Here is a 12,607-nt window from a genome sequence, read left to right on the forward strand (position 1 = left end):
GCTCCCCTGCCGAGGCGGGAGACTGCCTTGTTGTGCAGGAAATCGACCATGAATGCGAATGATTGCGATCCCGTGACAACGCGCACGCCGCCGTCAATCGGGAACCGTAGGGCATCGCCATCCCAACCGAGTGCCTTGAGCGTGATGTCGGTGCCGTCAGACCGCGTCATGTGAAGGTCGCTGCGGTTGTAGGCGGGTTGCGCCACATAACCGGCGACAAGCGTCTCGCGGCCATTGGTGCTTGCGCGCTCCAATGAGGCACGCGCCCCGCCCGCCGCGCTCGCGTCCTCGTCGCGCGCAGGCGCCTGCGGGAGGACGACTGTGACGGCTATCGCACAAAGAACAGCTACCGCTGCGATCGAACCGAGTTTATCGGCAACCACGCCGACCCGAAGCTGGCCATGCGGACGGAGGTCGAGCCTGGAGTGAAGCGCAGCGTGCATGTCCTGGATGTCCCGTTAGACCGCGCAAAAAGCGGTTGCCCCGATAGATCATTAGCAAGGCATTCGGCCCGCGCACTTGATCGACATCAGCTCTGATCTGCCCCCGATTTGTCTGCCCTCGCAGCGACGACGGCGAGCCGGAAATCGCCCCGACGCTTGCCTTTCGTCAAGAGACGCTCTGCCGCTTCGCGCCACAGTTCGGCCTCCATGACCGTCGGCGGGAGGCACTCAATGCGCGAAGTCATGACGAAAGCCATGGCCCGGAACATTTTCTATGGCGGGTCGCTGTTCTTCATTCTGATTTTCGTCGGGCTGACGGCCCACAGCCACTACCACATCGTCACCGAGTCGACCGCGGGGATGCCGCTGACGGACAGCGTCGCGCGCGGCAAGCGCGTGTGGGAGATGAACGCCTGCATCAACTGCCACACGCTGCACGGCGAGGGCGCCTATTTCGCGCCCGAGGTCGGAAATGTCATGACGCGGTGGGGCGTGCTCGACTCTCCCGAGGACGCGTTTCAGGCGCTGAAGGGCTGGATGGAAGCCCAGCCCACCGGAGTTCCGGGGCGGCGGCAGATGCCGCGCTTTCACCTCCCGGACGAGGACATCCGAGCCCTTACCGATTTCCTGATCTGGGCTGACAAGACCGACACCCAGGGCTGGCCCCCGAAGGATTCCGGCTGACGCGGACGCACGGAGAACATGCGATGAAATATCAGTCTCAGAAGATCGCCTACGCCTACTTCGTCACGGCGCTAGCGCTGTTTATCGTGCAGGTCTCGGGCGGGTTGCTGGCGGGGTGGATCTATATCTCTCCGAACACCCTGTCAGAGCTTCTGCCGTTCAATATCGTGCGCATGCTGCACACCAACGCGCTGATCGTGTGGCTGCTGATCGGCTTCTTCGGCGCCGCGTACTTCATCATCCCCGAGGAGGCGGAGCGCGAGATCCATTCGCGGAAGATCGCCTACTGGCAGCTCGCGATCCTGCTGGTCGGCACGCTCGGCGCCGTCGTCACCTACATCTTCGATTTGTTCCACGGCAACATCCTGCTCGGCAAGGACGGCCGCGAGTTCCTGGAGCAGCCGCTGTGGGTCAAGATCGGCATCGTCGTGGCGGCACTGATGTTCCTCTACAACGTGTCGATGACCGTGCTCGCCGGCAAGAAGACGGCCATCACCAGCGTGTTGCTGATCGGGCTCTGGGGCCTGGCGCTCCTGTTCCTGTTCGCCTTCTACAACCCGCACAATCTCAGCCTCGACAAGATGTACTGGTGGTACGTCGTGCATCTCTGGGTCGAGGGCGTGTGGGAGCTGATCATGGCCTCGATCCTCGCCTACCTGATGCTGAAGCTCACGGGCGTAGACCGAGAGATCGTCGAGAAGTGGCTCTACGTCATCGTCGGCACGGCGCTGTTCTCGGGCATCCTCGGCACCGGTCACCACTACTACTGGATCGGCACGCCGGGCTACTGGCAGTGGATCGGCTCGATCTTCTCGTCGCTGGAGGTGGTGCCCTTCTTCCTGATGATGGTGTTCAGCTTCGTCATGGTCTGGAAGGGGCGGCGCGAGCATCCGAACAGGGCGGCGCTCTTGTGGTCGCTCGGCTGCACGACGCTCGCGTTTTTCGGGGCCGGCGTGTGGGGCTTCCTGCACACGCTGCACGGCATCAACTTCTACACACACGGCACGCAGATCACGGCCGCGCACGGGCATCTCGCATTCTTCGGCGCCTACGTGTCGCTCAATCTCGCCATCTTCACCTATGCGTTCCCGATGCTCCGGAACCGCGATCCCTACAACCAGGTGCTCAACATGGCGAGCTTCTGGCTGATGGCGGGGGGCATGGCGTTCATGACGTTCGTCCTCACCTTCGCGGGCACCATCCAGACGCATCTCCAGCGTGTCATGGGGCAGTACTACATGGACGTGCAGGACCAGATCATGCTGTTCCACTACATGCGCTTCGGCGCGGGCGTTGCGGTGGTGCTGGGTGCCATCCTGTTCGTCATCGCCATCCTGCTGCCCCGCCGCGAGGTCATCACGCCGGGGCCGGTTCAGCAGCAGCTCACGCCCGCGGAGTAAGCCTTCATGCAAGCCGTTCAACGCGCGACGGAGGGGGCCCCGGTCCCCTTCTACCTCCCGCAGGGCGACGAATGTGCGATCTTCGAGGCCGCGTACCGCAACCGGATGCCGCTCCTGCTTAAAGGGCCGACGGGATGCGGGAAAACGCGGTTCGTGGCGTACATGGCGGCGTATCTCGGACGGCCGCTATACACGGTGGCCTGCCATGACGACCTCTCGGCGGCCGACCTGATCGGGCGGTTCCTGCTCAAGGGCGGCGAGACCGATTGGGTCGACGGGCCGCTGACGCGCGCGGTGCGCGAGGGCGCGATCTGTTACCTCGACGAGGTGGTCGAGGCGCGCAAGGACGTGGCCGTCGTGCTGCATCCCTTGACCGACGACCGGCGCATGCTGCCCATCGAGCGCACGGGCGAGGTGCTGGAGGCCGGTCCGCAGTTCATGCTCGTCGCTTCCTATAACCCCGGATATCAGAACATCCTGAAGACGCTGAAGCCGTCCACACGCCAGCGTTTTCTCGCCCTCGACTTCGATTTTCCGGCGCCCGAGCGCGAGGTTGAGATCGTCGTGAGCGAGACCGGGCTCGCGAAGGAGCGCGTCGCGCCCCTGGTCCGGCTCGCCGGCAAGCTGCGCGCCTTGAAAGGTCAGGACCTGGAGGAGGGCGTTTCGACACGGCTCGTCGTCTACTGCGCGAGCCTGATCCAGGGCGGCATGCCCATCGCGCGCGCCGTTGAGGTGGCGCTGATCGAGCCGCTCAGCGACGATGCTGACATCAAGCAGGGACTCCGCGATCTCGTCGCGACGGTCTACGGGTAAGCGTGTCCGCATGGCCACGGTCGAGTTCGAGCCTTGGGAGCCCGAAGAGAGCGTCGGGAAGCTGTGGCATTCCATCGTCACTACGCTCGATCAGCCGGGGGCCTTCGAGGAGGCGGCGGCAACGCTTGACGAGACGCGCGGGCGCCTCGGCGTTCTCTTTCGCGGGCTCGGCGGTGCGCGCGACGTCGAGATCAAGGCGGCGACGCCCGAGGCCTCGCCGCACCGGCTGTCGTGGCGGCGCGCGCTCGGCCAGAGCGCCGAGCGTCTCGCGGAGCCGAGCTTCGACGGCGAGACTCTGCGGCTCCCGCAGCGCATCGCGGCGTTTCCCGAGCGGGAGGCGAACGTCGCCCTCTACCTCTGGCTCGCGGCGGCCGCCGTGTTCGCGCAGCGGCCGGAGGCTGAGCGTGATCCCCTGAGGGCTGACATCCGCGCGCTACAGGCGGCGCAGAGGATGACGCGCGACACGCTCGCCGAGTGTCCGGGTCTGCGCCGCACGTACTCCGCACTCGCCCTCGAGACGCGGGAGCGGCGCCCGGAGCGACGTCTGCCATGGGCCGAGGCCGCGGTCGAGGCGGCCATCCTTCACCTGCTCGGCGCCGCGCCGCCCCGTGACGATCTCGCGGCCGCCGTCTCGGCGGCAGTCCGCGGCCAGGTGGACGACCTTTCGGCGTTCTCGGCGCCGCGCGGCTACCGGCCGTTTCTGCCGGTGCTGCTATGGCCGGACCTGCTCCCACTCGTCGGCCGGACCAAGCCCGCGCGCGAGGAGACGCCGCACGGCGAGGCCGAGACACCGCCGGACGCGGAGCCGGGCACGTTCAAGGCGTCGCGCAAGCCGTCGGACCAGGCGGTGCGCAAGGACAGTCTCATCCTGCACAAGTTTGAGGCCATCCTCTCGTGGGCGGAGCTTTTGAACATCAACCGCCGGATTGATGACGACGACGAGGACAACGCCAAGAAGGCAGCCGACGACCAGGACGAGATCAGTCTCGCGCAGGTGCCGCAGCGTGCCCGCACGCGCCTCAGGCTGCATCTCGATCTCTCGCCGCAGGAGGCCGAGTTCGAGCGGCTCGCGGGCGTCCACGTCTACCCGGAGTGGGATCACCGCACCAAGGCCTACCTGCCGGACTATTGCCGCGTGCTGGCCGGCAAGGCGGAGCCGGCGCCGGAGGTCTCCGAGACGCCCGACAGCGCGCGTGCGCAGCGCCGGATCCGCAGCGTGCGGCGCCAGTTCGAGACGCTGCGGCCGAAGCGCGTGCAGCTCACGCGGCAGATCGAGGGGCACGACATCGACATTGCGGCCGCGGTCGAGGCGCGCGTCGATCTCGTGACCACGGGCGAGCATTCGGACCGCGTCTATCTCGCGACCCGCAGCCAGGAGCGCGACCTTGCCGTTTCCATTCTGCTCGATGCCTCCCGCTCGACGGAGAGCTACGTGGCGGGGCGGCAGGTCATCGACATCGCGCGCGAGGCGCTGGTCGCGTTCGCCTGGGGGCTCGACGCGTGCGGCGACGACACGGCTATCGACGCCTTCTCGTCGCGGCGGCGCGAGCGCGTGTTCGTTCAGACATTGAAGGGGTTCGACGAGCCGATGGGACCCGCGGTCGAGGCGCGCATCGCGGGGCTCCGGCCCGGGCACTACACCCGGCTCGGTGCCGCGCTCAGGCATGTCTCGAGCACGCTGGCCGAGCGCCCCCGCCAGCGCCGCCTCCTGCTCGTGCTCACGGACGGCAAGCCCAACGACACCGACCACTACGAGGGCCGGTACGGCATCGAGGACACTCACCTGGCCGTGCGCGAGGCGCGCCGCCGGGGACAATCGGTGTTCGGTGCCACCATCGATACCAAATCGCAGGCGACCTTCAGCCGGATCTTCGGCAAAGGCGGCTACGTTGTCATCCCCGATCCCGAGAAGCTCGTTGCGGCACTGCCGCATCTCTATCGTCACCTGGTCAGCGGATGAGTGATACCATGGATATGCGGCCCATCAGGCAAGGCCCCGAGCTACTCGCTGAGCTGCCGGGCGAGCTGATGATGTGGGTGCTGATTGCGAGCGAGCTGCTCGTGTTCGGTGCCGCCCTCATCGCGTGTCTCGCAGTGCGCGCGACAGATCCGGCAGCCTTCGCCGCCGATCAGGCCCAGCTCGACCAGACCGCAGCTGCCATCAACACGCTCGTGCTCGTGACGAGCGGTCTATGCGCCGCCGCTGCGGTGCGCGAACGGGAGGCCGGGAAACGCAGGACCGCGCGCCGCTGGCTTTTTGCGGCCGGCAGCCTCGGCGTTGTGTTCCTCATCGTGAAAGCGTTCGAGTACGCGAGCAAGGCCGCGCTCGGCATCGGCATCGAGACGAGCCCTTTCTTTACATTCTACTACCTCATCACCGGTTTTCACGCGCTGCATGTGGTTGCCGGCGTCGTCCTTCTTGCGCTCGTCTCCTGGGCCGACAGTGTGCGCAACATGGAAGCCGCCGTCGCCTTCTGGCACCTTGTCGATCTCGTCTGGGTGCTGCTGTTCCCGATCATCTACATCTTGAGGTGACGCAATGCCCGCCCGCGATCTCATCGAAGCCTGGGCAGCGCTCATCGTTCTGAGCCTCGGGACCATGCTGATCGCAACATTCCGTGTGGAGCGCTGGGGAGCCTTTATTGCTTGCAGCGTGCTGGTTTTGGCGGGTCTCAAGGCGCGGGTGATTCTGGCTCGCTACCTCGGCCTCGCTGGCTCGCGGTTCTGGATGCGCAGCTTCGACCTCGCGATCGGCTTGTTTCTGGCGCTTAGCTTCGCGCTGTACCTGTTCGGCTTCGGGAGATGAGATGGCGAGCCATGGTAAGATAGTCGGAAGATCAGAGAAGCGCTCGGTACCCCGCGGCCTGCTCTTATTCTGCTTCGCCCTGATGGGTCCGGCGTTCGCTATCAATTCCGCCTTCATCGCGCTTGCCGTTCCGGCCATGGCGCCCTACGGCGTGCGCGGTCTCGTGATTGCCGGGCTCATCGGATCGGTGTTCGGAATCTTTCCGGCCCTGTGGCTCGCACGCCGGATCCACGAGGGCGTTCGTGATAGTTGAGTTTCTGCATGCGGCTCAAGGGACGGATTAAGCAGAAGACTGCAGTATATCGGCTGGTGTCGCTGCACATGCAGCCTAGACTGCAGCTCTGTGCGTGTTGGCACCGTTGGGGTTTTGAAGGATTGGTTGCAGACTGACTGGTTCGTTCTTTCGTCCGATGGGCTTCCGTGGGAAAATGAATTGCTCAGATTTTCGGAGGATCGATAGTGGGAACCATCATTCGTGAATAGGCGCCTATCCGGCTGGGCCGTGATGATCCTGACTGGCATGGCTGCCGCTGTCTTGGTCAGTTTCGTTACTGTGTATTTGGTTGGGCAGCTTTCAGCGCCCCCAAAAGAGGTTGCGAAGCTACCGCAACAGCCATCTGAAAGCCTGCGCCCTTCGCTTGATTGTGGGTTTCAAGCCTTTATGCACAGCAGCACTGCCGTATACTTTTATTTTGATGTCGTTCTTCCAGAAGGTGAGACCCCCAGATTTTATGAACGGGCGTTTGTCTCAGCAGACGGCGCGCGGACAACATTCGATGGCGACCATCGCCCGATCTGGACCTATGGACTAGATGGCGACGCGAAGCCGACGATTACATCATCGGATGGCGCCACGCGTATCGTGCTGTACGGGTTGAAGCTCGGCTCTCCGGGCATCTTGCCGATCGAGGCAGGTATGAGGAGCAATGTCTACCGAAATCTGGGTGGCACATGTCGCCAGACCAATCTCGGCGGCAGCGGCCACTGAGAGCGTCCAGCTGAGCCAGGATGAAGCCATTCTTGTCGATCCCAGAAGCGGACTTCCTCCTCGTGAGCAGTCCGGCATGCCGGGCGTGTTGGTCGATGTCTGCTTGTGCGTTAGGGCGTCACACTCGAGTATGTCTCCGTGACCCGCTTCGGACGTCGTCCGCAGTCTCACACGTCAGGGATCGGAATGATCCACTTTCGGCGTCTGGCCGCCGCGGAGAACCGTATTGCCCTGATACAGAGTGCGCTGGTCAATCGCCGGCGGGGATAGCCAGTCCGACTCTGCCATCTGCCCGCTCTTGCCGTACACAGCAAGCGCATTGGCATATGTGACAAGCCGAATGGCGTCGTCGGACAGGCCTTGCTCCGCCATCAGCTTCGCGGTCTTGGGCACGGACAGCGGATCGGACACGCCCCAGTCGCATGCCGAATCGACGATGAGACGCTCAGAACCGTAGGTCTTGACCAGCGCAACCATACGTTCGGCAGTCATCTTCGAGTGCGGATAGATCGAGAAGGCCGCCCAGAACCCGCGGTCCTTCACCTCGGCGATCGTCTCCTCGTTGACATGATCGATGACGACGCGCGAAGGGTCGAGCTTATGCTCGAGGATCACGTCCATGGAACGAGAGGCGCCACGCTTCTTGTCGCGATGCGGCGTGTGGATCATGACCGGAAGCTCGAGCTCGCGCGCGAGGTCAAGCTGCAGACGGAAGTATTTGTCCTCGAGCGGGGTCTGCTCGTCGTATCCGATCTCGCCGATGGCGACGACGCCTTCCTTGGTGGCGAAGCCGGGCAGGATCTCCATTACCGCCTCGGCAAGCGCCTCGTTGTTCGCCTCCTTCGAGTTGAGACCGATGCAGCAATAGTGACGTACACCGAACTGGCCGGCGCGGAACCGCTCGAAGCCCAGGATGTGGGAGAGGTAGTCGGCATAGCTCCCGACGTTGGTGCGGGCCTGCCCTATCCAGAACGCGGGCTCGATCACGGCAACGACCTCAGCTTTGGCCATCGCCTCGTAATCGTTTGTCGTGCGCGAGATCATGTGGGCGTGAGGGTCTATGTACATGTAAGGTCTCCAATGCGTTCGCATCGTGGATCAAGCAACCGAATCCCAGGTCAGGCGGCCGTCGCGAGCGGCCGAGGCAAGATCGGGCGCGGTGTCCAGCGCGACCTTCGCGGAGGCAAGCTGGCACTCCGCGAGCGCAAGCGCTGCCCCCCTGCGTTCGCTTTCCGTGCCATCACGAAGGATCGTCGCGAGCGTTGTGACTTCGGTGTCCCCGGCGAACGGGGCCACACAGCGCCACAGCTCAGGCGAAATCGACCTGCCGGCGGCGCGCCGCTCGGCGGCGTAGTCAAGTAGCATGCGCGCAAGATCGGCATTGCGGCGTGCGTCCAGCCCCTGGATCGGCGCCAGGCGACTGCCAATGAACAGCGTCTTCACCACCATCTGATTCCATTGCGCCTCGCTGAAGCATTCCCGCGGATAGGGATTGCGATGTGCGACGGCCTCGAACACCGGCTGCATGGCCGAGCGAATGCCTTCGGCTGCATACGGGAGAAGCCGCTCAGGCGCCGGAAACATCGGCAAGCCGCGCAGGAGCGCAATCTGCTCGCCGATCTCGGCCGTGGCGAAGAAGCGCTCGATGCCGGATGCGAACGCCACGTCATCGCCGCGGAAGCTCGCAAGCACGAGCAGGATGCGCGCGGCCTGGTCGACGCTCCAACCCGTCGGGTCCAATCCAGGCCGGAGTGCGCGGCCCGCCGCCTGCTCGGCCGGCGTGAGATCGAGGTCCGCCTTGCCGACCTTGCGCGGCGCGAGCCCGATCGCAACACCAAGCGCAAGGGGGCGCTCCCCGCCCGCGATCGCACCGACCTGCTGATCGATCCAGGCGCGCGCGTCGTCCGAGACGCGATGGGCGAGCCACCCGCGAAGCAGCGCGCTCAGCTCCTGCACATCCGTTTGGCTTGGATGACGTTCCGTCATGGGCATGCCCGTCAGGTTCCAGAAACGATGCGCTGCAGAGCGAGGGTAAGGATGAAAAGTCCAACGCAAACCGAGGCCACGATCAAATCGCAGGACGCGGCCGCAACCGCGGCGTCGAACAGCGCGATGGCTGCGATCAATAGGCCCACGTATCGAAATCCCCGTTTCGAGAGCTGGGTGAGCCCGGCCACGAAGAGGAACAGGGCAGAAGCGGCTGCAAGTACAGTCGGCGACAGTGCAGCTCCCGCCGCGAGCACGGTGCCGACATAGACGAGCGCCCGGCAGGCGCCCATGATCAGGGGTGAGGCGGGATTGGCCTTGTGCCACGCGTCGTAAACGACGATGGCGGCCGCGAGTGCAACAGCGGCCAAGGCCGCCTGCAGACCGAACATCGCAAGCAATGCGACGCCGAAGGCAAGAAGCGTGAAACCGAGGAGCCACGCCGTGGAGTGGGATATCTGGCCCGATGGCAGCGGGCGTTCCGGCCGTTGTCGCGCATCAACCTCGCGGTCGAAGGCGTCGTTGAGGATCATGCCGCTCGTGTAAAGCGCGGACATCGCGACCAGAACAACCAAAAGATCCGCGAACGGCATGCCGCCGGCGAGCACGGACGCGGCGAGCACATTGCTCCACACGGTCGGCAGATTGGAGATGCGGGCCAGCCGCAGGATCGCCAGGGCCGTCATCACGCCGAAAGCTCCGCCCGCACCCATTGAAGCTCGCGGATGATGTCGGAGCCGATATCGCCGGTCCGCGCGCCGGGGGGCAGGACGCCCCAGGTGTACGTCTCGATCTCGAGATGCTGAGCAACCTCCCGTTCCCGACACAGCGCCAGGGCCTCGCGCAGATTGGCCTGCGTCGATCCCAACTCTTCGTAGTGCGCAAGAAACACCGGAACGTGGCAGTGTACGCGCCATTCTCCGCCTGCCTCTCCGCGTCGGGCAGCGGCGAAGGCCTCCGGGAGATCGACGTGCCGAGTCAGAATCCCGTCCCGCCTTTCGACGGTCTGGTGCAGATAGATGCCATCGTCGAACCTTGAGAGCCACCGCTCGAAATCGGATGCGCTGCCCTCCGCGCGCAATGCCGAGCTGAGCTGCAGCTTGGCGATGCCGATGCCCGCGGCACGTACCGCATCGAGCGTGACCGCCGTGTCCTCGAAGGCGACGGCCGAGTGGCAGACGTCGAAGCACAGGCCGACATGGCGGCGCAAGGCATCTTCCGCGCACGCAGGCGTCGTTCCAACGAGGCTTGCGAAAAGCGCGGCGGATCGGGCGGAGAAAACCTCGTCCTGAAGGAAGCGGATTGCCTCCTCTGTGGTTTCGAGCAGACAGGCGGGCTCGGGTTCGACCGCAAGCGCGATTGTCTTGCCGGACGTTTCGCGGATCCTGTGCAGAGCGGCGGCAGCGTGGACCAGCGCCTCGACGATGGCCGCCACATCCACCGGCGTGGTGGCATTCGCACGGAATGCGCCGGGAACTGTGCTGACGCTGCCTGCTACCCCCTCGGGCAGCAGCGCGGCCAGCAGGTTCGCAGCTTCGATGGTGAAGCGCAGCCGATCCGGTGTGCGCCAATCCGGCTCGTAGACACGCTCCTTCACCCGCCGGCCATGGAAGCCGCCGTACGGGAAGGCATTGATCGTAAAGATGTAGAATCCGCCATCGTCGAGAAACTGCGCGAAGCGCGTAAGCGCTTTCGGGCGCGATAATTCGCGCGCCGCAACCGCGGATAGGCGCAATCCGACACCCATCGGCGCGTCCGGAGAGATGGCCCTTTTCACCTCGGGCAGGTAGCGGTGCAGCGCGGACTCGATCTCCGCCCACGTCTCTCCCTCATGGATGTTCGTGCAGTACGTGAGGTGGGGTTTGCCGGGAAGCGCGAGCTGCATCAGGCATTCGCCTCTGTGCGCAGCCAATCCAGCGCTTCGCCGATCATGCCGGCATCCATGGCGTGAACTTCGATGCCGACACCCACCTCGCTCAGCAATGTGATTGTGAGCTCGCCGCCAAGATGCTCGCGGAACTCCTCGAGACCATTGAGTAGGAGCCGGCAGCCGCGTTCATCGCGGCGATCGCACGCCTCATGCCACAGCTCGAAGCCAAGCCGGCGCAGCAGCCGCGCAACGCGAAGATCCTCTCCCGCAGGGAGAAGTCCGGCCAACACCGAATAGCGCGTGTCGAGCGCAATGCCGATGGCAACCGCCTCTCCATGGCGCAGCTCGTAGTCGGAGAGCACCTCGAGCTTGTGCGCGGCCCAATGCCCGAAGTCCAAAGGACGGACACTGCCACGCTCGAAGGGATCGCCGCCGTGGGCGATCTGGCGCATATGGAGCAGCGCGCAGTGCCTGATCAGCTTGTCGAGCGGCTCTGACGCAAAGATGGCCAGCGCCTCCGCTTTCTCTTCGAGCCACTCGAAGAATTCCTTGTCGCGGATGAGGGCCACCTTGACGGCTTCCGCCATGCCGGCGCGCTTATCGCGCCCGGGCAGCACATCGATAAAAGCCGAATCGTTGATGACCGCGAATGGAGGCACAAACGTGCCCAGCATGTTCTTCATGCCGAATGCGTTGATGCCGTTCTTCACGCCGACGCCCGAGTCGTTCTGCGCGAGCACTGTTGTCGGTACCCGAATATGGCGAATGCCGCGATGCGTGGTCGCGGCGGCATAGCCGACGACATCGAGCACGGCGCCGCCGCCGACGCATACGACGTAGGAATGGCGATCAAGTCCATACTCCACAAACCGCCGCTGCAGTCCGAGCACGAGCTCGGGGTCGTTCTTGGAGGCCTCACCGCCCACAAGCGCATCGATACCCGCAAGCGTGAGCTCCGGCCATGCCTCGACATAGGCTGCGATGCGCCGCTTTATGTCTGGCATTTCCCGAACGACGGATTCGTCGATCACGACGGCAATCAGATTTCGCGCGCTCTTGCCATGCTCCGTGATCAGCTCGAAAAGCGTTTTATTCTCTCGCGAAAACACGTCTCTGGTGAATGCGACGGAAAACTCATAGGCAACAGAAAAGCGTTGAGAAAACAGCCTATCGTTGTTATTTGCCTCCAATGACGGCAAAGAAAGTGCAATTTCGGACGACACGGCGTTTCCCCAAGATCGTGTTTCGTTTTTCCTGGATCGACAGTGCGGGCGGGAATTACACCCGTGAGATAAAAGGCATGTTTCCCGACCGCCGGCAGGGCGATGACCCTTTGCGCAGCCGTCCAGCTCGCTCAGTTCTGCGCCAATTACAGCGCTCTGGCAACTTGGGTGACAGCACATTTCTCGGTGCTGCGGGCCGTCCTAGAGTAGAATAAACCCGTGACAGCAACCTAAAAGGATCGGTTTGGGCATTAATCCCTATGCATATCAGGAAGAATGCCGATAGTTTTAGGACGCTATTTCCCGATTTCCATTATTTTCCTGATATTCAAATTTTGTTGATCGTGCTGAGCATATGAACAAGTTGCCCCATAGGCGGCGCTCAGTATTGTGA

13 protein-coding genes and 1 pseudogene are annotated in these 12,607 nt (G+C 63.9%); 8 read left to right on the forward strand and 6 right to left on the reverse strand.

Annotated features, from left to right (window positions below; translation table 11 throughout):
* Window positions 1-443 (reverse strand): annotated as a pseudogene (locus IT540_RS00300) (hypothetical protein); the annotation flags it as partial.
* A gap of 231 nt (window positions 444-674) precedes the next feature.
* On the opposite strand from IT540_RS00300, the gene IT540_RS00305 reads away from it, so the two are divergent.
* The 8 genes from IT540_RS00305 to IT540_RS00340 all read left to right on the forward strand — a co-directional run bounded on the left by IT540_RS00305 (window position 675) and on the right by IT540_RS00340 (window position 7,134).
* Complete coding sequence (locus IT540_RS00305) at window positions 675-1,127, forward strand: cytochrome c (protein ID WP_291171695.1); 453 nt, start codon at window positions 675-677, stop codon at window positions 1,125-1,127.
* 23 nt (window positions 1,128-1,150) lie between these two features.
* On the forward strand, window positions 1,151-2,527 hold the full coding sequence (locus IT540_RS00310; protein WP_291171698.1) for a cbb3-type cytochrome c oxidase subunit I: 1,377 nt from the start codon (window positions 1,151-1,153) through the stop codon (window positions 2,525-2,527).
* 6 nt (window positions 2,528-2,533) lie between these two features.
* Window positions 2,534-3,340 (forward strand): CbbQ/NirQ/NorQ/GpvN family protein, encoded by an 807-nt coding sequence (locus IT540_RS00315; protein ID WP_291171701.1) that lies wholly within the window; start codon window positions 2,534-2,536, stop codon window positions 3,338-3,340.
* 10 nt (window positions 3,341-3,350) lie between these two features.
* Complete coding sequence (locus tag IT540_RS00320; RefSeq protein WP_291171704.1) at window positions 3,351-5,300, forward strand: VWA domain-containing protein; 1,950 nt, start codon at window positions 3,351-3,353, stop codon at window positions 5,298-5,300.
* An 8-nt stretch (window positions 5,301-5,308) separates the two neighbouring features.
* Window positions 5,309-5,875, forward strand: coding sequence for a cytochrome c oxidase subunit 3 (locus IT540_RS00325; protein ID WP_291171707.1), 567 nt, complete (start codon window positions 5,309-5,311; stop codon window positions 5,873-5,875).
* A gap of 4 nt (window positions 5,876-5,879) precedes the next feature.
* On the forward strand, window positions 5,880-6,146 hold the full coding sequence (locus IT540_RS00330; RefSeq protein WP_291171710.1) for a hypothetical protein: 267 nt from the start codon (window positions 5,880-5,882) through the stop codon (window positions 6,144-6,146).
* An 82-nt stretch (window positions 6,147-6,228) separates the two neighbouring features.
* The gene (locus IT540_RS00335; RefSeq protein WP_291171713.1) at window positions 6,229-6,399 is read left to right on the forward strand and encodes a hypothetical protein; all 171 of its coding nucleotides are present in this window, start codon (window positions 6,229-6,231) and stop codon (window positions 6,397-6,399) included.
* A gap of 267 nt (window positions 6,400-6,666) precedes the next feature.
* Window positions 6,667-7,134, forward strand: a complete 468-nt coding sequence (locus tag IT540_RS00340; RefSeq protein ID WP_291171716.1) for a hypothetical protein — start codon at window positions 6,667-6,669, stop codon at window positions 7,132-7,134.
* 174 nt (window positions 7,135-7,308) lie between these two features.
* On the opposite strand, the gene IT540_RS00345 is transcribed toward IT540_RS00340, so the two are convergent.
* Genes IT540_RS00345 through IT540_RS00365 form a run of 5 tightly spaced genes read right to left on the reverse strand, consistent with a single transcriptional unit; the run spans window position 7,309 to window position 12,213 of the window.
* Window positions 7,309-8,202 (reverse strand): TatD family hydrolase, encoded by an 894-nt coding sequence (locus IT540_RS00345; RefSeq protein WP_291171719.1) that lies wholly within the window; start codon window positions 8,200-8,202, stop codon window positions 7,309-7,311.
* 30 nt (window positions 8,203-8,232) lie between these two features.
* On the reverse strand, window positions 8,233-9,120 hold the full coding sequence (locus IT540_RS00350; protein ID WP_291171721.1) for an EboA domain-containing protein: 888 nt from the start codon (window positions 9,118-9,120) through the stop codon (window positions 8,233-8,235).
* Window positions 9,121-9,131: 11 nt separating this feature from the next.
* Window positions 9,132-9,806 carry a UbiA family prenyltransferase gene (locus IT540_RS00355; RefSeq protein WP_291171730.1) on the reverse strand — a complete coding sequence of 225 codons (675 nt, stop codon included), beginning with the start codon at window positions 9,804-9,806 and terminating at the stop codon, window positions 9,132-9,134.
* Window positions 9,806-11,005: a metabolite traffic protein EboE gene (gene eboE / locus IT540_RS00360; RefSeq protein WP_291171724.1), complete on the reverse strand. Its 1,200-nt coding sequence runs from the start codon at window positions 11,003-11,005 to the stop codon at window positions 9,806-9,808. The genes IT540_RS00355 and eboE overlap by 1 nt, the downstream gene beginning before the upstream one ends.
* Entirely contained in the window at window positions 11,005-12,213 is a 1,209-nt protein-coding gene (locus IT540_RS00365; RefSeq protein WP_291171727.1) for a 3-dehydroquinate synthase, read from the reverse strand. The genes eboE and IT540_RS00365 overlap by 1 nt, the downstream gene beginning before the upstream one ends.
* Between the last annotated feature and the right edge of the window lie 394 nt (window positions 12,214-12,607).

The organism is Hyphomicrobium sp. (genome assembly GCF_020852195.1).
Classification (GTDB): Bacteria; Pseudomonadota; Alphaproteobacteria; order Rhizobiales; family Hyphomicrobiaceae; genus Hyphomicrobium_C.